This is a genomic window from Gulosibacter molinativorax, from assembly GCF_003010915.2.
Lineage (GTDB): Bacteria > Actinomycetota > Actinomycetes > Actinomycetales > Microbacteriaceae > Gulosibacter > Gulosibacter molinativorax.
In genome coordinates this window covers 3,230,544-3,248,301 of record NZ_CP028426.1, presented here as the reverse complement: position 1 = coordinate 3,248,301, position 17,758 = coordinate 3,230,544, and the positions used below count along the sequence as shown (strand labels likewise).

The 17,758-nt window shown below is 62.5% G+C and carries 20 protein-coding genes; 6 read left to right on the top strand and 14 right to left on the bottom strand.

All coding sequences use genetic code 11. The annotated features are described in order from the left end of the window. Nucleotides 1–23: 23 nt before the first annotated feature. From GMOLON4_RS15130 to map, 8 genes are all read right to left on the bottom strand, one after another. Nucleotides 24–746, bottom strand: a complete 723-nt coding sequence (locus GMOLON4_RS15130) for an NUDIX hydrolase (RefSeq protein ID WP_084147312.1) — start codon at nucleotides 744–746, stop codon at nucleotides 24–26. Between the two features lie 427 nt (nucleotides 747–1,173). Beyond that, nucleotides 1,174–1,773, bottom strand: a complete 600-nt coding sequence (gene rplQ, locus GMOLON4_RS15125; RefSeq protein ID WP_026935937.1) for a 50S ribosomal protein L17 — start codon at nucleotides 1,771–1,773, stop codon at nucleotides 1,174–1,176. A 39-nt stretch (nucleotides 1,774–1,812) separates the two neighbouring features. Next, on the bottom strand, nucleotides 1,813–2,808 hold the full coding sequence (locus GMOLON4_RS15120; RefSeq protein WP_026935938.1) for a DNA-directed RNA polymerase subunit alpha: 996 nt from the start codon (nucleotides 2,806–2,808) through the stop codon (nucleotides 1,813–1,815). 163 nt (nucleotides 2,809–2,971) lie between these two features. After that, nucleotides 2,972–3,367 (bottom strand): 30S ribosomal protein S11, encoded by a 396-nt coding sequence (gene rpsK / locus GMOLON4_RS15115; RefSeq protein WP_026935939.1) that lies wholly within the window; start codon nucleotides 3,365–3,367, stop codon nucleotides 2,972–2,974. A gap of 51 nt (nucleotides 3,368–3,418) precedes the next feature. Then, entirely contained in the window at nucleotides 3,419–3,793 is a 375-nt protein-coding gene (gene rpsM, locus GMOLON4_RS15110; RefSeq protein WP_026935940.1) for a 30S ribosomal protein S13, read from the bottom strand. A gap of 121 nt (nucleotides 3,794–3,914) precedes the next feature. Then, on the bottom strand, nucleotides 3,915–4,028 hold the full coding sequence (gene rpmJ, locus GMOLON4_RS15105) for a 50S ribosomal protein L36 (RefSeq protein WP_026935941.1): 114 nt from the start codon (nucleotides 4,026–4,028) through the stop codon (nucleotides 3,915–3,917). An 84-nt stretch (nucleotides 4,029–4,112) separates the two neighbouring features. Beyond that, nucleotides 4,113–4,334 (bottom strand): translation initiation factor IF-1, encoded by a 222-nt coding sequence (infA, locus tag GMOLON4_RS15100; RefSeq protein ID WP_026935942.1) that lies wholly within the window; start codon nucleotides 4,332–4,334, stop codon nucleotides 4,113–4,115. Nucleotides 4,335–4,494: 160 nt separating this feature from the next. Beyond that, entirely contained in the window at nucleotides 4,495–5,328 is an 834-nt protein-coding gene (gene map / locus GMOLON4_RS15095) for a type I methionyl aminopeptidase (RefSeq protein ID WP_026935943.1), read from the bottom strand. Between the two features lie 332 nt (nucleotides 5,329–5,660). Between map and GMOLON4_RS15090 the strand changes: the two genes are divergently transcribed. After that, nucleotides 5,661–7,022, top strand: coding sequence for an APC family permease (locus GMOLON4_RS15090; RefSeq protein ID WP_035731652.1), 1,362 nt, complete (start codon nucleotides 5,661–5,663; stop codon nucleotides 7,020–7,022). Nucleotides 7,023–7,343: 321 nt separating this feature from the next. Here GMOLON4_RS15090 and GMOLON4_RS15085 read toward each other — a convergent pair whose 3' ends face one another. From GMOLON4_RS15085 to GMOLON4_RS15060, 6 genes are all read right to left on the bottom strand, one after another. Next, nucleotides 7,344–8,738 carry an NAD-dependent succinate-semialdehyde dehydrogenase gene (locus GMOLON4_RS15085; RefSeq protein WP_026935945.1) on the bottom strand — a complete coding sequence of 465 codons (1,395 nt, stop codon included), beginning with the start codon at nucleotides 8,736–8,738 and terminating at the stop codon, nucleotides 7,344–7,346. A 170-nt stretch (nucleotides 8,739–8,908) separates the two neighbouring features. After that, nucleotides 8,909–9,727 carry a gamma-glutamyl-gamma-aminobutyrate hydrolase family protein gene (locus tag GMOLON4_RS15080; RefSeq protein ID WP_245575343.1) on the bottom strand — a complete coding sequence of 273 codons (819 nt, stop codon included), beginning with the start codon at nucleotides 9,725–9,727 and terminating at the stop codon, nucleotides 8,909–8,911. Continuing rightward, complete coding sequence (locus tag GMOLON4_RS15075; protein WP_051266094.1) at nucleotides 9,714–10,430, bottom strand: gamma-glutamyl-gamma-aminobutyrate hydrolase family protein; 717 nt, start codon at nucleotides 10,428–10,430, stop codon at nucleotides 9,714–9,716. The genes GMOLON4_RS15080 and GMOLON4_RS15075 overlap by 14 nt, the downstream gene beginning before the upstream one ends. 29 nt (nucleotides 10,431–10,459) lie before the next feature. After that, nucleotides 10,460–11,242: an ABC transporter substrate-binding protein gene (locus tag GMOLON4_RS15070; RefSeq protein ID WP_084147313.1), complete on the bottom strand. Its 783-nt coding sequence runs from the start codon at nucleotides 11,240–11,242 to the stop codon at nucleotides 10,460–10,462. Then, nucleotides 11,242–12,723, bottom strand: coding sequence for a glutamine synthetase family protein (locus tag GMOLON4_RS15065; protein WP_084147314.1), 1,482 nt, complete (start codon nucleotides 12,721–12,723; stop codon nucleotides 11,242–11,244). The genes GMOLON4_RS15070 and GMOLON4_RS15065 overlap by 1 nt, the downstream gene beginning before the upstream one ends. Before the next feature lie 30 nt (nucleotides 12,724–12,753). Beyond that, entirely contained in the window at nucleotides 12,754–13,959 is a 1,206-nt protein-coding gene (locus tag GMOLON4_RS15060; protein ID WP_026935949.1) for a cytochrome P450, read from the bottom strand. A 302-nt stretch (nucleotides 13,960–14,261) separates the two neighbouring features. Here GMOLON4_RS15060 and GMOLON4_RS15055 point away from each other — a divergent pair, with 302 nt between their 5' ends. The 5 genes from GMOLON4_RS15055 to GMOLON4_RS15035 all read left to right on the top strand — a co-directional run bounded on the left by GMOLON4_RS15055 (nucleotide 14,262) and on the right by GMOLON4_RS15035 (nucleotide 17,605). Continuing rightward, entirely contained in the window at nucleotides 14,262–15,539 is a 1,278-nt protein-coding gene (locus GMOLON4_RS15055) for an FAD-dependent oxidoreductase (protein WP_026935950.1), read from the top strand. A 17-nt stretch (nucleotides 15,540–15,556) separates the two neighbouring features. Further along, entirely contained in the window at nucleotides 15,557–16,030 is a 474-nt protein-coding gene (locus GMOLON4_RS15050; protein ID WP_026935951.1) for a flavodoxin domain-containing protein, read from the top strand. Nucleotides 16,031–16,127: 97 nt separating this feature from the next. Then, nucleotides 16,128–16,460, top strand: a complete 333-nt coding sequence (locus tag GMOLON4_RS15045; RefSeq protein ID WP_051266098.1) for a GntR family transcriptional regulator — start codon at nucleotides 16,128–16,130, stop codon at nucleotides 16,458–16,460. Between the two features lie 12 nt (nucleotides 16,461–16,472). Then, nucleotides 16,473–16,877, top strand: a complete 405-nt coding sequence (locus GMOLON4_RS15040; protein WP_051266101.1) for an FCD domain-containing protein — start codon at nucleotides 16,473–16,475, stop codon at nucleotides 16,875–16,877. A 20-nt stretch (nucleotides 16,878–16,897) separates the two neighbouring features. Beyond that, entirely contained in the window at nucleotides 16,898–17,605 is a 708-nt protein-coding gene (locus tag GMOLON4_RS15035; protein WP_026935952.1) for a cache domain-containing protein, read from the top strand. Nucleotides 17,606–17,758: the final 153 nt, after the last annotated feature.

The window sequence follows — 17,758 nt, the reverse complement described above, 5'->3', positions numbered from 1 at the left end:
GCGTGCGCTCGGTGCTTACCCGCTCATTGCGTGTCCGGCTTCAGCGGTCCGTGGCTCGCAAGGGCAACCTCGGAATTTGTGCGATACAGCCGTGCGGGGCGATGGCTGCCTTTGCGGAACTGGTCCGTCGGCACGATCTCCCCCGAGCCCTCGACCTGGCGGCGGAAGTTCGCGGGGTCGAGCGGCTTGTTCAGCACGGCCTCGTGCACTTCGCGCAGATCGGACAGCGTGAACAATTCCGGCAGGAATCCCTGCGCGATTCCGCTGTAGTCGAGCTTGTTCTGCAGCCGCCAGAGCGCGTACTGCACGATCTCATCGTGATCGAAGGCTAGGCCCCAAAGGCCATCCACCGAGAACCATTCGACGTTTTCGGGCGTCGCGCGCTGCTGCACAGCATCCGCCCGAAGGAGTGCCCAATACAAAACCGACACGACGCGCGTCGGCGAGCGATCGACCGCCCCGAAGGCGTAGAGCTGCTCGAGATACGCAGGATGCAGGCCCGTGGTTTCGGCGAGGGTGCGGCTCGCTGCGGCGGCGAGCCCCTCATCCTCGCGGAGCCAGCCTCCCGGCAGCGCCCACTTGCCCTCGTGTGGATCGCGGGTTCGCAGAACGACAGGCATCACAATGTCCCACTTCTTTGAGGGATGTTTCGCCGGACGCAGCGCGAAGATCACTGTCGACACCGCGAGGCGGATGACGTTGCCGTTGCCGTTGTCGTTGCCGAGCGCGACACTACTTTGAGTCATTTTCACCCTAACTGTTAGAGCGAGGTTAGTGTCAGAGTGACCCAAAGTCAACGCGACGATGCTTGTTTTCTCGTTATGCGCATCCGTTCGAGGCTTCGCGGCGGCCCTCCCTCCCCGCAAATCCGTCACCAAATGCACTTCACGGCCCCGAAATCGCATCGAGTGACCGGATTGCACCCAGCCCCACCGCAAACCCGTCACGAAATGCACTCCACAGCCCCGCAACTACATCGAGTGACCGGCTTGCGCAGCATCCCCCATAAGCCCGTCACGAAATGCAGTCCTCGATGCCCAGGGCTACATCGAGTGACGAATTTACTTGAATGTCGGAAGCGCGAAGCACGGAAGCGCGAACGCAATGCCCCGGAAACGCAAAGAACCCCCGCACCGAAGTGCGGGGGTCCAAAGCGTTACCGGAAGGCGAAACCTACTTGGTCTCTTCCTCAGCAGCAGCTTCCTCAGCCGGAGCGTCAGAGTCAGCCTCAGCGGCCTCCTCAGCAGCAGCAGCCTCGTCAGCCGAAGCCTCAGCAGCCTCGACGGCGGCCTCGTCAGCCTCGGTGACCTCGACGTCTGCGGTCTCAGCCGACTCCTCGACAACCGGAGCCTCATCAGCAGGAGCTTCCGAAGCGGCCGGGGCCTCAGCCGAAGCAGCCTTGTTCTTGAACTGAACGGGCTCGAGCACGAGCTCAATCACGGCCATCGGAGCGTTGTCGCCCTTGCGGTAACCAGTCTTGATGATGCGCGTGTAGCCACCCGGACGCTCTGCAACCAGCGGAGCGATCTCGGTGAACAGCTCGTGCACGACACCACGGTCGGTGATGACCTGGAGCACGCGACGGCGTGCAGCGAGGTCACCCTTCTTCGCGTGGGTCACGAGGCGCTCGGCCACCGGCTGCAGGCGCTTAGCCTTGGTCTCGGTGGTCTGGATGCGCTTGTGCGTGAACAGCTGCGCAGCGAGGTTGCCAAGCAGGAGACGCTCGTGAGACGGGCCGCTTCCGAGGCGCGGTCCCTTGTTGGGCTTAGGCATTCGTAGTTCTCTTTCTCAGATACGGGCCGCTAGTGCGGCTTAGATGTATTCGCCGCTGTCTTCGCCAGCACCATAGAAGTGGGTGCCTTCGAAGCCCGGAACGCTGTCCTTGAGGGTCAGACCGAGGGATGCGAGCTTGTCGCGGACCTCGTCAACCGACTTCTGGCCGAAGTTGCGGATGTTCAGAAGCTGGCTCTCGCTCAGCGCAACGAGCTGCGAAACAGTCGTTACACCCTCACGCATGAGGCAGTTGTAGGAGCGCACCGAAAGGTCAAGGTCGTTGATGCTCATGGAGAGCTCATCGCTGATGACCTGCTCGACCGGGGCCGGGCCAATTTCGATACCTTCTGCTTCGACGTTGAGTTCACGCGCGAGGCTGAACAGCTCAACGAGGGTGGTACCTGCTGAGGCGATCGCGTCACGGGGAGCCATCGACTGCTTGGTCTCAACGTCAACGATGAGACGGTCGAAGTCGGTGCGCTCACCCGCACGGGTTGCCTCAACGCGGTAGGTCACCTTGAGAACCGGCGAGTAGATCGAGTCAACCGGAATCTGACCGGTGTCCGAGTACTCGTTACGGTTCTGCTGTGCCGACACGTAGCCGCGGCCGCGCTCAATGGTGAGCTCGAGCTCGAACTTTGCGTCGTCGTTAAGCGTTGCGATTACCAGCGAGGGGTTGTGGATCTCAACACCGGCGGGAGCCGAGATGTCCGCTGCGGTAACTTCACCGGCACCCGTCTTACGGAGGTACGCGGTGATGGGCTCGTCGTGCTCACTCGAGACGACAAGACGCTTGACGTTCAGGATGATCTCCGTCACGTCTTCCTTCACACCCGGGATGGTGGTGAATTCGTGCTGAACATTGTCGAGGCGAATGCTCGTGACTGCGGCACCAGGAATGGAGCTAAGCAGCGTACGACGCAGCGAATTTCCGAGCGTGTAACCGAAACCCGGCTCAAGCGGCTCGATAACGAACCGTGAGCGGTACTCGGATACGTTCTCCTCGGTGAGTGTGGGGCGCTGTGCAATGAGCACTGTGTGGTTCCTTTCGGCAAAGCGTCCGCTATATGACGCTTGGCGTATCCAACGGGAATGACCCGAAGGGAGTTAGGGAGAATGCGGAGGACAAACGGAATCCGGTGTCAAGACCGGTGCAGTCGCCCGCGCTCACGAAGTGAGAACGGGCGACTAGACACAATTAGACGCGGCGGCGCTTCGGCGGGCGGCAACCGTTGTGCGCCTGCGGGGTGACGTCGTTGATCTGTCCGACCTCGAGGCCAGCAGCCTGGAGCGAACGGATCGCGGTTTCACGACCCGAACCCGGGCCCTTCACGAAGACGTCAACCTTCTTCATGCCGTGCTCCTGCGCCTGGCGAGCAGCTGCCTCTGCGGCGAGCTGTGCGGCGAACGGAGTCGACTTACGCGAACCCTTGTAGCCAACGCCACCCGAGGATGCCCAGCTGATGACAGCACCCGTGGTGTCGGTGATCGAAATGATGGTGTTGTTGAAGGTCGACTTGATGTGCGCCTGACCAACGGCAACGTTCTTGCTCTGCTTACGACGCGTCTTACGCGCAGTCTTTGGGGTAGCCAATTCTTACTCTCCTACGAAATTCGGTTCACTCACATCCGGTAAACGGATGGGTTACTTCGCCTTCTTCTTGCCGGCGACGGTACGCTTCGGACCCTTGCGCGAACGCGCGTTGGTCTTGGTGCGCTGGCCGTGAACCGGAAGGCCACGGCGGTGGCGGATGCCCTGGTAGCTACCGATTTCGACCTTGCGGCGAATGTCGGCGGCAACCTCACGGCGGAGGTCACCCTCGACCTGATACGTACCCTCGATGTGGTCGCGAAGCGCCACGAGCTGTTCGTCGGTGAGGTCCTTCACGCGGATGTTGCCGTCAATGCCGGTAACTTCGAGCGTCTTGAGCGCACGAGTACGGCCGATGCCGTAGATGTAAGTAAGAGCGATCTCGGTCCGCTTTTCGCGGGGGAGGTCAACGCCTGCTAGACGTGCCATGGAGTGGTCTCCTGTTTAGTGTTGAGGTTTGGTGCAGTGACTGGGCCCCGGCCTCGCGCCCGGAGGTGTCTGCCCGGCTTCCCGGGCGTCTTATCGCTGCGACTTCAGTATTGAGTTGTGCTTAACCCTGGCGCTGCTTGTGGCGCGGGTTCGAGCAGATCACCATGACGCGACCGTGGCGACGAATCACACGGCAGTTGTCACAGATCTTCTTCACGGAGGGCTTGACCTTCATGAGTCATATTCCTTTGTATCGCTGGCCTCGTGCCGACACGGGAATGTGTCGGCCGTTCCTTATCTGGCCGGGCGAGCAACTTGCTTACTTGTAGCGGTAGACGATTCGGCCGCGCGTAAGGTCGTAGGGGCTGAGCTCTACAATCACTCGGTCTTCCGGGAGAATGCGGATGTAGTGCTGCCGCATTTTGCCCGAGATGCGCGCGAGCACCTTGTGTCCGTTCGAGAGTTCGACGCGAAACATTGCGTTAGGCAATGCCTCGACCACTGTCCCCTCGATCTCAATGACGCCGTCTTTCTTGGCCATAGCCTCACTGTCGCTAGCTTGTCGATCGCCCGCATGCCAGTCATGCGGAAGTCAGGTGTTTTTGCGAACGCAAAAGCGCTGCTTAAACACACCGACTATCGAGTATAGGTTGCTCCGACGTATTTACGCAAGGTGTGATAGTGGAGACTTTTGAGACGCATTAAGGAGCGACGGGTGTGACACCGTGCGCCGCGAGGCCTGCCGCGCCGCCATCTTCGGCAGTCGTCACCCAGATGCCATCCTTGTGACGAATCACGGTGTGCTCCCAGTGCGCGGCGAGCGAGCCATCGGCGCTGCGCACGGTCCAGTCATCATCGTCAACGAGCGTGTCCGCGCTACCACCGGTCAGCATCGGCTCGATGCAGATCGCAAGGCCCGCCTTTACGACCGGCCCGCGACGACGAACGCGGTAGTTGAACACCGTCGGTTCCTCGTGCATGTTCCGTCCGATGCCGTGGCCCGTATAGTTCTCGAGGATGCCGAGGGTCCCCGGCTGCTCGTTCGTCGCGTTCTCGATCGCGGTACCAATGTCGTTGAGGTGGCGAGCCGAGGCCATCGCCGCGACCCCTGCCCACATCGACGCTTGGGTCGCATCCGAGACACGATTCGCCTCGTCAAGCCAGCCCTGCGCATCCTGTTTCTCAACCTCGCCCGGAACAATCCAGGTACGAGCCGAGTCGCCGTTCCAACCGTTCAGCATCGCGCCGCAGTCGATCGACACGACGTCGCCCGCCTTGAGCGGGGTGTCGTTCGGGATGCCGTGCACGATCGCGTCGTTCACCGACGCGCACACGGTGTGGTGGTATCCATCGACGAGCTGGAAGTTCGGGACTCCCCCACCGTCGCGGATAACCTTTTCGGCGATTGCGTCAAGTTCGAGGGTCGAGATTCCGGGGCGAATGGCCTCGCCAACTGCGTCGAGTGCCTGTGCGGTGAGGATCCCCGCGGGGACCATGAGGCGAAGTTCGTCGGGGGTTTTGTAGATCGAGGCCATCCTTCGATTCTACGCGGTGATCGATGGGCTGCTCAAAGCGCACAGTGTCCTCGGCAACACGACTCTCCTCATGGTTGAATGACACCTGCCTTGACGCGCCACTTGACAGCTCTTACGCTTCCGCGCAAAATCGATTTAGCAGTCGTTGTTACGGCAGCTTCTTCCTTAAATTTCAGCGGCACGATGGTGTCGCTGCGTCGCAATGATGGGACAGCTACTTGAGCATCCAGAAACCTCAAAAGGTTCAAAAATCACCACCAGCGCCTGGACAAACCCCAGGATTTAAACGCGGGCTCGGCACCTGGACCACCCTCACCCTTGGTGTGGGTGCCATGGTTGGCTTCGGTTGGGTCACCCTCGTCGGCGGGTGGATTGATGGAGCCGGGACCATGGGTGCTACGGGGGCAATGCTCGCCGGTGGTGTGATGATGGCGATTGTCGCCCTCGTGTACTCCGAAATGGTCGCCGCAATGCCGAAGGCCGGTGGCGAGCACAACTACATCCTGCGCGCACTCGGCCCCCGCTGGTCGTTTATTGGCTCGTGGGGAATCACCGGCGGCTACGCGACCGTCGTCGCGTTCGAAGCGGTTGCGCTCCCTACCGCGCTGGAATATGTCGTACCCCTCGACCAAATCCACCTCTGGAGCATCAGTGGTTCGGACGTCTATCTGTCCTGGGCGCTCGTCGGTGCGGTCACCGCCGTTCTCATCACCATCATCAACATCTTCGGCGTGAAAATCGCCGGTTCCTTCCAGATGTTCGTTGTGATCTTCCTCTTCGCGATCGGTTTCCTGCAGATTTTCGGATCCGTAACCGCAGGTGAAGTCAGCAAGATGGAGCCGTTCTTCAATAACGGCTGGACCGGCTTCTTCGCGGTGCTCGTAATCGTGCCGTTCATGTTCGTTGGGTTCGACGTTATTCCGCAGACCGCGGAAGAAGTGAACCTGTCCCCCAAGAAGACCGGCCGCATTGCCTTCATTTCGGTACTGATCGCCGCTGCTTGGTACATCATGATTATCCTCACGGTGTCCTCAGCGCTCACCCCCGACCAGCTCACGAGCTCGACGCTTCCAGCTGCCGACGCGATGTCCACGCTGTTTGGCGGCGCGTTCTTCGGCAACCTCATGGTCGCCGCAGGTATCTCCGGAATCGTCACCTCGTGGAACTCGCTGCAGATGGGCGCCTCGCGCCTCATGTACTCGCTCGCGCAGGGCGGCATGCTCCCCGCTTGGCTCGGCAAGCTGCACCCGAAGTTCGGTACTCCGGTCAACGCACTGCTGGTTCTCGGTGCCATCGCCACCGCGGCGCCGTTCTTCGGGCACAAGGCGCTCGGCTGGATCGTTGATGCTGGTTCCCCGATGATCGTGATCGCCTACCTCCTCGTCTCGATTTCGTTCGTCGTGCTCCGCAAGCGGGAACCGGACATGCCGCGCCCGCTGCGCGTCGGTGGTAAGGGAGGCTTCGGTGTTGTCGTTGGTGCGACCTCGGTTGCGATCACCGCGTTCCTCGTTGTCCTGTACCTGCCGGGTATGCCCGCTGGCCTCGGCGTGCAACCGTGGATCATCTTCGGTGTCTGGTGGCTCGTCGGTGCAGTCTTCTTTGCTGGGATTCCGGGTGGTGTGAAGCCCGGGCCGAATGCTGAGGAAGAGCTGCTCGAGAAGGTCTACGCGAAGTGGCCACACCGCCGTCCGTAGTCGACTCAGTGCGCGTGCGAGCCGTCACCGTTCGATGTAAAAAATCGACCTCGGACCCTCAATAAGGGTTTCGGATCTCATAAATTGCATCGAACGGTCAACGCCTAAGTGCCCTGTCACCATTCACGGTGACAGGGCACTTTGTGGATTCTCGGCCGTGAAGCCACTGCCCGAAACGGGTAGAAGCTTCGCTGAGACGCGGCAGAACTGCGCCGAGCCGGGTCCGTCGCGCCGAACCGGGGTGATAGAACAACTCGGCTCGCCGCGAACACCCCGGCTCGACACCGGGCGGACCCGGCTCGGCGTCGACGAAACGCCGAGCTAGTTGCTCCAGCGGACGAGCTTGCGGTTCGCGAACTCTTCCATGCCGAAGCGGCCGAGCTCGCGGCCGATGCCGGAGGACTTCACACCACCGAAGGGAAGGTCGGGCTCTGACTCCCCCGCCGAGTTGATGTAGACCATGCCGGCCTCGATCTGGTCGGCAACACGGTTCGCCTGCGCTTCGTCGTTCGTGATCACCGAGGAACCAAGGCCGAACGGTGAGTCGTTTGCGAGACGAATTGCCGCGGCCTCGTCGGCCACGCGGTAGATCGACGCGACCGGGCCGAAGGCCTCTTCGCGGTAGATCCGCATCTCGGGCGTGATGTCGGTGAGCACCGTCGGCTGCATCCACGCGCCATCGGCCCACTCTGCGCCCAGGCCAGCTTCAGCCGGCTCAATGCGCTGGCCGCCGAGCAGCAGGTTCGCACCCTTGCCGACCGCATCCTCAACGAGTTCGACCAGTTCATCCACCGCGCCGGCAGACGAAAGCGGGCCGAAGCGGGTGCCGCTATCGAGCGGGTCGCCCGGGGTGAACAGCTGCATGCGCTCGACGTACGCCTGCACGAACTCTTCGTAATATTCGATCACGCGCTTCGACGCGTTACACGCCTGGCCACCGTTCGCCATGCGGCCGCCGACGGCGACCTTCGCGGCTGCCTTGACATCCTCAGTACTGAGCACGAGGAACGGGTCCGACCCGCCGAGTTCGAGCACACACTTCTTGAGGTTGCGGCCCGCGACCTCGGCGACCGAGCGGCCAGCCGGTTCCGAACCGGTCAGCGAAACACCCTGCACGCGCGGGTCCTCGATGATGCTCGGCACCTGCGAGCTCGACGCGAAAATGTTCACGTACGCGCCCTCGGGGAGACCGGCGTCCTCGAAGATCTTCGCGATGGCCTGCGCCGACTCGGGGCAGTTGGATGCGTGCTTCAGCACGATCGTGTTCCCGAGCAGCAGGTTCGGGGCGGCAAAGCGCGCGACCTGATAATAGGGGTAGTTCCACGGCATGATGCCGAGGATCACGCCGGTCGGCGCCATGCGCACAACCGCGCGGCCACCGGATGCAACCGTCAGTTCCTCTTCCTTCAGGAACTCGGCGGCGTTGTCGGCGTAGTAATCGAAAATGTCAGCCGAGATGCCGATCTCACCGGCACCCTGGCGGATGGGCTTACCCATTTCGCGAGCGATGATCTCGGTAAGCTCCCCGCGACGTTCGCGGTAGAGCTCAGCGACCCGCTTGATGATCGCGACGCGCTCGTCGAGTGCGGTGTTCCGCCAGGAGCTGTAGGTGTTGTGTGCGAGGTCGATTGCCTCGCGGACCTCGGCGTCCGTTGCGCGAGGGAACTCCGACTCGACCTTGCCGGTCGCGGGGTTAAGTACTTGATATCCAGCCATTGCTTACCTCTTTGTTAATTGGATGTCTTGGTTGGGGTGGTGTTCGTTCTGTGAATAGCACGAAAGCGCGTATCGATAGGGTGTGCAGTGGGCACATTTCGATACGCGCCTTCGGCGCTACTCAATGAGCGGTGGGGGTGCGCTTCGCGCTACTCAATGAGCGGTGGTGGTTAGAGCGCGGGGACGGCTTTGCGGGCACGGACCTGGGCGAGGAACTCGGCGAAGAGGACGTCGCGATCGGCCTTCGAAGCACCGGCTTCTTCCGGGTGCCACTGCACGCCGACGACCCACGTGTTGTCGATGCGTTCGGTACCTTCAACGACACCGTCGTGCGCGACGGCGGTTGCGCGCAGGCCCTCGCCCACACGCCGAACCGCCTGGTGGTGACCGTTGCGCACCGTCAACGTCGGGGTGCCGTAGAGCTCGCGCACCTTGCTGCCTTCGACGAGCTTGACTTCCTCGTCGAGGAACAGCGGCTCCCCCTTCGAGCCCTTGTGCAAACCGGCGGGACTGAGCTGGGCCGACTCGAGGTCGGGGTACAGCGAACCACCGCACGCCACGTTGAGCAGCTGCGAACCACGGCACAGGTGCAGCATGATCGCGTCAGCCGCGATGCCATCCTGAATCACCTTGATCTCGCGATCATCCGCGCGACGGTCCTTGCCACCCTCGCCCGGAACCTCATCAAAGTGGCCGTATAGCGTCGCGTCGACGTCGCCGCCACCCAACACGAGGATGCCGTCAGCCGCGGCGATCGCAGCGAAGTCGGGCTCCGCATCCACCGCAACATCGTGCAGCTCGACGCGAGCGCCGTGCTCGTGCAGCGAGGCGATCGCGACCTGGATCAGGTCACGGTTCAGCTCGAAACTGAACTGCGACTGGTCGGGCGTCGTCATCTGCACGACCGCCGCGATGGTGACGTCTGCATCCTGCTGCGGGGAGGTCGTGAACACGTCCTCCGCCGACAGCTCCTTTTCATACCGTGGCAACAGTGGCCTTTCCTTCGTTCTTCTTCGCACGGAACTCGGCCGCTTCAGCCACGACCCAGTCAAACAGTGACTGGTCGATGTCGAGGTTGGCTGCGCGGTCCTCCGGGTGCCACTGTACTGCGACGATATTGAGTGACGGGTCTTCCAACGCCTCGACGCAACCGTCGGATGCGCGGGAAACGACCCGCAGGTCACGCCCGAGTTCGCCGACCGCCTGGTGGTGGTAGCTCGAGACCGAAGTGGCCTCGGGACTGTACGACGCTGCCCGGCCGAGCGCGGTTGCAAGACGCGAGTCAGCATCCACCGAAACATCGTGGATGGTGCCGACGTGCTCCTGCTGGTCCGAAGGCCAGTGCTGAATCATCGAGCCGCCGCGCTCGACGTTCCACAGCTGCATGCCGCGGCAAATCAGTAGTGTCGGCAAGCCGCGCTCTTCCGCGGCCGTGATGGCCCGCGCATCCGCGTCATCCTGAATGTCGAAATCGGTGCCGGCGTGCGTCTCGTCGGGCTCCGCGCCGTAGCGGGCCGGGTTGATGTCCGACCCACCCGGCAGCACGATGCCGTCCACGAGATCCCACACGGCCGACTCGGCTACCGGCGAGACGATCACCGGTTCGCCGCCGGCGCGGACAATACTTTCCAAAACTGCGTTCGCAACAACGGTCCCAGAGAACCGAAGTCCCTGGATCTTGGCCGAAGCCATACCAGGGACTGCGATCAGCGGCTTACCGCTCAAGAGGGTCTCCCATCCCGAAGCGTCTCTTCCGGATACGGCAGAGACGTCATCCACTTATTCCAGACTTGTTCGAGGCGGCCATCGGCGATCACGCGTTCGAGCGCGCCATCGAGCAGCTCGAGCAGGTCGCTGCGGTCCTTCGCAACACCCACACCCCATGGGTTGCGGGTCTGCACGGTGAAGGCCACGTCGAACTCGGGCTCGTCGCCGAGCGGGATGGTGACGACATCGTCGTCCACCATCGCGTCGACCGTGCCGTCGCGCACCGCCTGAATCATGTCGCCGAAGACGTCGTCGCCGGTGAAGGCGACGGTCTCGGCGCCCTCGAAGGTTTCGGCGAGGCGCATGTTCGCACTGCCTTCAATCGCGGCGACCTTGTAGCCGACGAGGTCTTCGGGCTTGCGCGCGGGGTCACCCGCACGCACGAGGACAGTCTCGCTGAACACGGCGTAGGGACGGGTGAAGTTCACCTGTTCCTGGCGCGAGGGGATGATCCCCTGGCCGCACCAAACCGCATCCGCTTCACCGCGCTGCACGGCCGGAATCATGTCGTCCCAGGCCATCACGGCCCACTCGAGCGTGATGCCGAGTTCATCCGCGACCAGCTGCGCGGCCTCCGGCTCGTAGCCGGTGCGGGTCTTGCCACCGTCCTGTGAAAGGTCAAACAGGGGCGCCGCTTCCGAGTCGATGCACGCAAAGCGGATCGTCGTCAGTTCGGCTGCCTCCGGGCGAGCGACCGTCGAGTCGCTCGCCGCGGCACCAGTAGTTACGTCAGTCATTAGGGGATCGCCTGCCAGTACTGGTCGAACTCCCACTGCGAAACGGTCGCGCAGTACTGCGCCCATTCGCTTTCCTTCATCTTCGCGTAGGTCTCGCCGAGCTCGTTCGGCAGGTGGTCCTGCACGAACGGGTTCGCGCGGAACGCCTCGACCGCCTCACCGAGGGTGCGCGGCAGGTCTTCGCCCTGCTCGCCCGGACCGATCGGCTCGATCTGGTTGCCGATACCGTCAGCGACGGCGGCCAGCAGCAGCGAGTGCGAGAGGTAGGGGTTGACGGATGCGTCGGGTACGCGGACCTCGGCACGGCCATTTGCCGAGATGCGAACCATCGAGGCACGGTCGTCGAGACCCCAGTCGGCGCGGGCCGGAGCGAACTGACCCGGGTCCCAGAAGCGCTTGTAAGAGTTCACGGTCGAGGCCATGATCAGCATCATGCCCGGAGCGTGCTTGAGGATACCGCCCACGGCCCAGCGGCCAACCTGCGAGAGGTGCAGTTCGGTGACGCCCGGGGTCTCGAGGGTGTTGTTGCCCTCTTCGTCCCACAGCGAGATGTTGTGGTGGCAGCCGGCGCCCATTTCACCGAGGAAGGGCTTCGGCATGAACGATGCCTCAACGTCGAATTCGCGCGCAACCTGCGAGCAGATCTGACGGTAGGTGACCATACGGTCGGTGGTCCACTCGATCTCGTCGAACATCCAGTTCAGCTCGATCTGGCCCTTGTCTTCGTAGTCGCCCTCGATCATGTCGAAGCCGAGCTGGTTCGCGTACTCGTGGATGCGCTTGTAAATCGGGCGCATACCCTCGAGGTACTCGACCTGGTAGGCGGGGTTGTAGCCGGGGATGGTCTTCGGGGTGATCGAGTCGCCGACCCACACCATCTCGGGCTCGAGGCCCGACTTCATGGTGAGACCGAAGACGTCCTTGAGGAGCTGGTGGGTGCGCTTCATGTTGGCGCGCGAGTCAACGGCGTTCGGGCGGCCACCGATGGTCGGCAGGTGCTCGGGCTCGTAGGCAGTCGAGAAGATGCGGCCGACCGAGGTGTCCCACGGCAGGGCGTTGAAGGTCTCGGGCTCGGGCATCGCCACGAATTCCTTCGAGTGGATGTCGGCACCGATCGGGTTACCGAAGACGTCGAGCTGGAAGTCCATCAGCGCGTTACGGGTGAACTTCACGCCGCTTTCGAGGTTGCGGATGAAGTGCTTCGCCGGCACCATCTTCGCGACGGTGCGCGAACGGAGGGTCGGAACCATGTAGTAGAGGTACTCGACGCCCGAGCGCTCAATCTTTTCCTTGAGTGCCTCGATCGTGTCGTTCTCGAGGTTCTTGTCGCGGTGACGAGCAAGCGCGTTGTTGTCGTTGAGTTCCTTCTCGATGAGCTGCTTGTAGTTGTTGGCGAGGTTGCCGCCGTTCGCAATCTCGCGGGACTTGAGGTTCTCGACGTACGGGTCGGTGGTGGTCTGGGGTTCGCTTGTAATCGTCATTGATTTACCTTTTGTGTTCTGCGGATGCGCTTAGGCGCGCTTGTCGAAGGTGATCGGGAACTTGACCGGCCCGGTGTTGCCCGAGTCGGGCAGCCACTCGTCGCCACCGGCGCTCGAGATATTCGTGATGTTTGCCGCGAGCACCGGGAGTGCCTGGCTCATGTCGGCGCGCGCGATGTAGTGGCCGAGGCAGTGGTGCATGCCGCCACCGAACGTGAAGTGCGGCTTGCGGTCAGTCGCCTCGATGTCGATTTCGGGGTTCGGGTACGCCTCGGGGTCAGTGCCGGATGCGTGGGTAAAGAGGTGCACGGTCGTGCCAGCCTTGATCTCGACTCCCTTGTATTCGAAGTCTTCGATCGCCTCGCGAGTCACCCAGCGGGTCGTCGGGTTAACGCGGAGCACCTCCTCGAGCGCGGCGCTCGTGAGCTCGGGATTGGCGGCGAGCTTCTCCCACTGGTCGGGGTTGTGGATGAAGGTCTGGACCATCAGGCCGAGCTGGTTGCGCGTGGTGTCCATGCCGCCGAACAGCATGAGCACGAGCGCGTTGCGCAGCTCCTCGCCGGTGAGCTTGTCGCCCCCCTCGCTGAACTGCACGAGGCGAGACACCACATCCTGGCCGGGATTGGCCTGACGCTCCTGAATGAGCTCCTCAACGAAGTCGTAGAGCTCCTTGACCGCGACGTCGACGCGGTCAATGTCTTCCTTGATCGTGACGCTCAGCGCGTAGCCGACGGTGTTCGCGCGGTCGGCGATGAACTGCCAGTGCTTGTGATCGAGGCCCATCATGATGCACAGCGCACGCGTCGCGAACGGCTCGGCAAAGTCGTGCACGAACTCCATCTCGCCCTTGTCGACGACGCCCGCGATGAGCTCCTCGGCGAGTTCCTTGAACTGCGGCTCGAGCTTGCGCGCCATCGACGGCGAGAAAGCCGGGTTGAGCAGGCGGCGGATGCGGTGGTGCTCGTCGCCCTCGAGGACGAGGAGGTTCTTCGACCACCAGTCGTAGAAGATGCCGGAGTGGACGCCGTGATGCTCGGGCCACTTGGCGCTTCCCTGCGAGAGCTTCGGGCTCTTGAGCAGTTCCGACACCTCTTCATAGCGAAGCACGGCGTAGCCGTAGTTCGTGCGGGCGATCCACGAGGCGTCGCGGGCTGCGCGCACTTCCTCAGACTGCATCGCGAACGATTCATCCGCAATGTCGAAGTACGGCAACTCGGTGGCTGCGGTAGCGCTCATTTTGTCCTCTCTGACTCATCAGCGTTGAAAAGTGTTCAGGCGCCGGACCTTGGCCTCATGCATGACCCGACCCATAACCTTCATTGGTGAATGAATAAAATCACGAGTGAATGATTCCCGCAACCCAGCGAGCAAAGATTCCCAGCCGCTCTCCATCGGCCCTTACAGCCCCTCACCCGCGATTTCAACGACGAGGTTGCCCACCGGGTGGATTTGGTGAATGATTGAGATCTAGATTTTAAAGCCATCAGGCTCCACGGCGCAGTGTTGCGCCCCGGGAAGCGACCGGAAGGAATCGATACATGAGCAATACTCCACCAAAACACATCGCCATAATCGGCAGCGGACCGAGCGGATGCTTCGTGGCGCAGTCGCTCCAGCGCGCGTGGAAAGATTCGGAAATCACCGTTTTTGATCGGTTCGCGGTCCCCTACGGGCTCATCCGCTACGGCGTCGCGGCCGATCACCAACACACGAAGGCGATCACCCGCCAGTTTGATCGGATGTTCGCGGACGGTTCGGTGCGGTTCGCGGGCAACGTCGAGATCGGCACGGATATTTCCCTCGCGCAGCTGCGGGAGCGCTTTGACCTCGTCATTCTCGCGAGCGGCCGCTGGCGCGATCGACACCTCAGCGTGCCCGGCTCGAGCCTGAAGGGTGTGATCCCATCCGGCGACATCATCAACGCCCTCAACGCGGTGCCGCGCCCGAGTATCCCGCTGCCGGAAATCGGCGAGCGCGTGGTGGTCGTCGGCGCGGGCAACGTGGCGATCGACATGGTCCGATTCCTCGTCAAGACCGCGGCAGACTACGCGGGAAGCGACGTCGCGCCCGGCGCGCTCGAACAGTATCTCGCTGCCCCCGCATCCGCAATCACCGTGTTGAGCCGATCGCCGATCGCAACCGCCAAGGCGGACGTCGCGATGGTGAAGGAACTCGGAAAGATCGCCGGGGTTCGCTACACCTTCGCGAATTCGAGCCCGGCGACGGAGGACAACGCACTCGGCCGCAAGCGCGAGGATGCGTTCGCCGCCCTCGCCGAGATTGAGGTCGACGAGCCGCGAGCGCACGTGCACTTCGTCTTCGGTGCCGAGCCCAGCAAGGTCACCGGAGCAGGCAAGGTTGAACAGGTGCACCTCGGCGCCGCACCGGTCGGCGAGGCCAGCGTGATTCCCGCCGACACCGTGATCTCGGCAATCGGTTTCGATGCGAACGCGCCCGGTCACCTCAACTACGCCGAAGAGTTCGACTTCACCCCCGCCGAAGAGTCGGGCAAGGTCGACGAGGGGCTCTACCGCGTCGGTTGGCTGAAGCGCGGCCCGGTGGGGGCGATCCCCGCGAACCGCGCCGATTCGAACGTCGTGGCCAAGGAGATTCTCGCCGCCGCCGAGTCCGGCGAGCTCACCGCATCCCTCGACCGCGGTGGTTTCGAGTCGTTGCCCGAGTCGCTCCGCGCGCAGTCGGTCTCTTTTGCCGCGTGGCAGAAGATCGATGCCGCGGAGACCGCTGCCGCCGAGACCGACCGCATCCGCACCAAACTGCTCGACCACGAGGCGATGCTCGACATCGCCCATTCCTAAACGAAAGAAGAATCGACATGAAATTCACCGTGCTCTACGGCACCGAATCCGGGAACTCCGAACTCATCGCGCAGGACCTCGGCCAGAAACTCCAGGAGGAGCACGAGGCGACGGTCGCCGACCTTCAGGACTTCGAGCCCGAGCAATTCTCGGCCGAGCAGTTCTACATCATCATCTGCTCGACCCACGGTGAGGGCGAGCTACCCAACACCGCGCTCCCGTTCTACGAGAAATTCGAGTCGTTCGAGGCCGACCTCAGCGGCGTCAACTATGCGATGTTCGGCCTCGGTGACACCTTCTACGAGGAGACCTACAGCCAGGGCAGCGAGCACATCGACCGCCGCCTCACCGAGCTCGGTGCAACTCGAATCGGCGAGTACGGCCGACATGACGCATCCTCATGGGACCTGCCGAGCGACGTCGCCCTCGAGTGGCTGCCCGCGATCGTCGAGGAAGCTGCCAGCTTGACCCCCGCCGGTGGCACTCAGTAATACGGCGTCGCCGCAACCCTGGGTCGTATCGCACCCCACTAGGATCGATCCAAACGTTGCATTTTCGCGACGCGGCGAGACGACTGAGGGGCCTGAAGTGAGCGCACGCTTTGCATTTGTTCCCACGTTCCGGGGCAACGCAGCGCCGTTCGCATTCGGAGATCCGCTCGCCGACCAGATCGTCTCGGGCATCGCGCTCGGTTCGATCGCAGTCGGGGAGCGTCTGCCCACCGAGATCGAGCTCGCCGCTGAGTTCGGCGTCGCGGTGGCGACCCTGCGCAAAAGTCTCGCGGTGCTACGCGAAAACGGCATCGTCGAGACGCGCCGGGGCCGAGGCGGCGGCACGTTCGTTGTGCGGGTCCCATTCCCAAGCGATGAGCAAGTGCGGGAGTACCTCGCGAACCTGACGATCGTGCAGATTCGTGACTAGGGCGATGAGCACATGGCGATCGCGACGGGTATCGCGCGGCTCGCTTGCCAGCGGGCACACGAGCAGGCGATCCGAGATCTATTGAAGGCCGCAGACCGACTCGAGTCTGCATCCACCCCCGAACTGGCGGCGAGCGCGGACGGTCGTTTTCACGTGCAGCTCGCGGTTATCGCGCAGTCGCCCCGACTGCTCGCAAGCGAGATGCGGCTGCAGGCCGAGATCAGTGCGCTGAAGTGGTCACCCGCTGGCGCGGCAACGTCGGTCCCCGAAACGTTGCAGGATCTCCGCGAGGTCGCAGCGGCGGTTGCCGCGCACGATGCGTCGCGTGCCGAGCAGGTCATCGAGGAACACATCCGCCGAATCGTGTACCGACTCATCGACGTGAAGCTCACGATCGAGCACGCCGTCAGCAATTAGTTTTGACAGGAAGACCACTAGTGACGAGCAGCAACGTAGCCGCAGTAGCCCTAGAAATTGCCAGCTGGTTTAACGAACTCTTCAGCGATCTCGAGACGCTTGGCGCCGATCTTACGAAGCTGGTGGAGACCGATTTCCGCGACGACCCACCATATGAAGTGACCGCGACGACCTCGGCGAAGCTCCGCAAGCGAGTGATCGAGGATCTCGCGGAACACACCGACCTCGACGGCGCCGGTTTGATTTTCCCAATTGAGTTGCAGAAGCCGGGCAAGGCGCGGCTCGAATGGTGGATCCGGGCAGGACGCGAGTTCGTACGGCAGAAGTTCAACCTCGACCCCACCTCGGGGCAGTTCTACGACTACGAGATTCTCGAGTGGTGGCAAGGCGGGTACCACGAAGAGCGGCGCGCCATCGCCGGCCCGTATATCGACCACCTCGGCGTTGACGATTACATCGTCACTATGACCGTTCCCGCATATGCCAACGGTAAGAAGATCGGCGTCGCGGGCAAGGACATGGTCATGCGCGAGGTTGAGACAAAGCTGCTGCGGATGCTGTCCCCACTCGGGCCAGGCACGGCGCTGTTGAATCGCCATAACTCGGTCATTGTCGGCAATACCGGGGCGCTCTCGACGGGCATCCTTGTGGCGCAGATCCCGCAGGGGTATGCACGGACCCGAATCGATTCGCCCGGCCTCGACCTGAGCCTGATTTATCGGGTCTAGTTGGGCTCGATCGCTGGTGGCGCACAGCCGCCGACACCCCATCGAATGTGAACTATGTCCATGATTGATTTCCGGATAATACGCATTCAATCCCAAGTTCTACTTGGGTAAAACATTCACTTTTGCTAGTATTACCCGCGAGCGAAATCGCGC

Excerpts from the sequence above, each read along its gene's own strand:
- GMOLON4_RS15130 (WP_084147312.1), bottom strand. The coding sequence starts at position 746 with ATGACTCAAAGTAGTGTCGCGCTCGGCAACGACAACGGCAACGGCAAC.
- rplQ (WP_026935937.1), bottom strand. The coding sequence starts at position 1,773 with ATGCCTAAGCCCAACAAGGGACCGCGCCTCGGAAGCGGCCCGTCTCAC.
- rpsM (WP_026935940.1), bottom strand. The coding sequence starts at position 3,793 with ATGGCACGTCTAGCAGGCGTTGACCTCCCCCGCGAAAAGCGGACCGAG.
- rpmJ (WP_026935941.1), bottom strand. The coding sequence starts at position 4,028 with ATGAAGGTCAAGCCCTCCGTGAAGAAGATCTGTGACAACTGCCGTGTG.
- infA (WP_026935942.1), bottom strand. The coding sequence starts at position 4,334 with ATGGCCAAGAAAGACGGCGTCATTGAGATCGAGGGGACAGTGGTCGAG.
- map (WP_026935943.1), bottom strand. The coding sequence starts at position 5,328 with ATGGCCTCGATCTACAAAACCCCCGACGAACTTCGCCTCATGGTCCCC.
- GMOLON4_RS15090 (WP_035731652.1), top strand. The coding sequence starts at position 5,661 with ATGGTTGGCTTCGGTTGGGTCACCCTCGTCGGCGGGTGGATTGATGGA.
- GMOLON4_RS15085 (WP_026935945.1), bottom strand. The coding sequence starts at position 8,738 with ATGGCTGGATATCAAGTACTTAACCCCGCGACCGGCAAGGTCGAGTCG.
- GMOLON4_RS15075 (WP_051266094.1), bottom strand. The coding sequence starts at position 10,430 with ATGGCTTCGGCCAAGATCCAGGGACTTCGGTTCTCTGGGACCGTTGTT.
- GMOLON4_RS15070 (WP_084147313.1), bottom strand. The coding sequence starts at position 11,242 with ATGACTGACGTAACTACTGGTGCCGCGGCGAGCGACTCGACGGTCGCT.
- GMOLON4_RS15065 (WP_084147314.1), bottom strand. The coding sequence starts at position 12,723 with ATGACGATTACAAGCGAACCCCAGACCACCACCGACCCGTACGTCGAG.
- GMOLON4_RS15060 (WP_026935949.1), bottom strand. The coding sequence starts at position 13,959 with ATGAGCGCTACCGCAGCCACCGAGTTGCCGTACTTCGACATTGCGGAT.
- GMOLON4_RS15055 (WP_026935950.1), top strand. The coding sequence starts at position 14,262 with ATGAGCAATACTCCACCAAAACACATCGCCATAATCGGCAGCGGACCG.
- GMOLON4_RS15050 (WP_026935951.1), top strand. The coding sequence starts at position 15,557 with ATGAAATTCACCGTGCTCTACGGCACCGAATCCGGGAACTCCGAACTC.
- GMOLON4_RS15040 (WP_051266101.1), top strand. The coding sequence starts at position 16,473 with ATGGCGATCGCGACGGGTATCGCGCGGCTCGCTTGCCAGCGGGCACAC.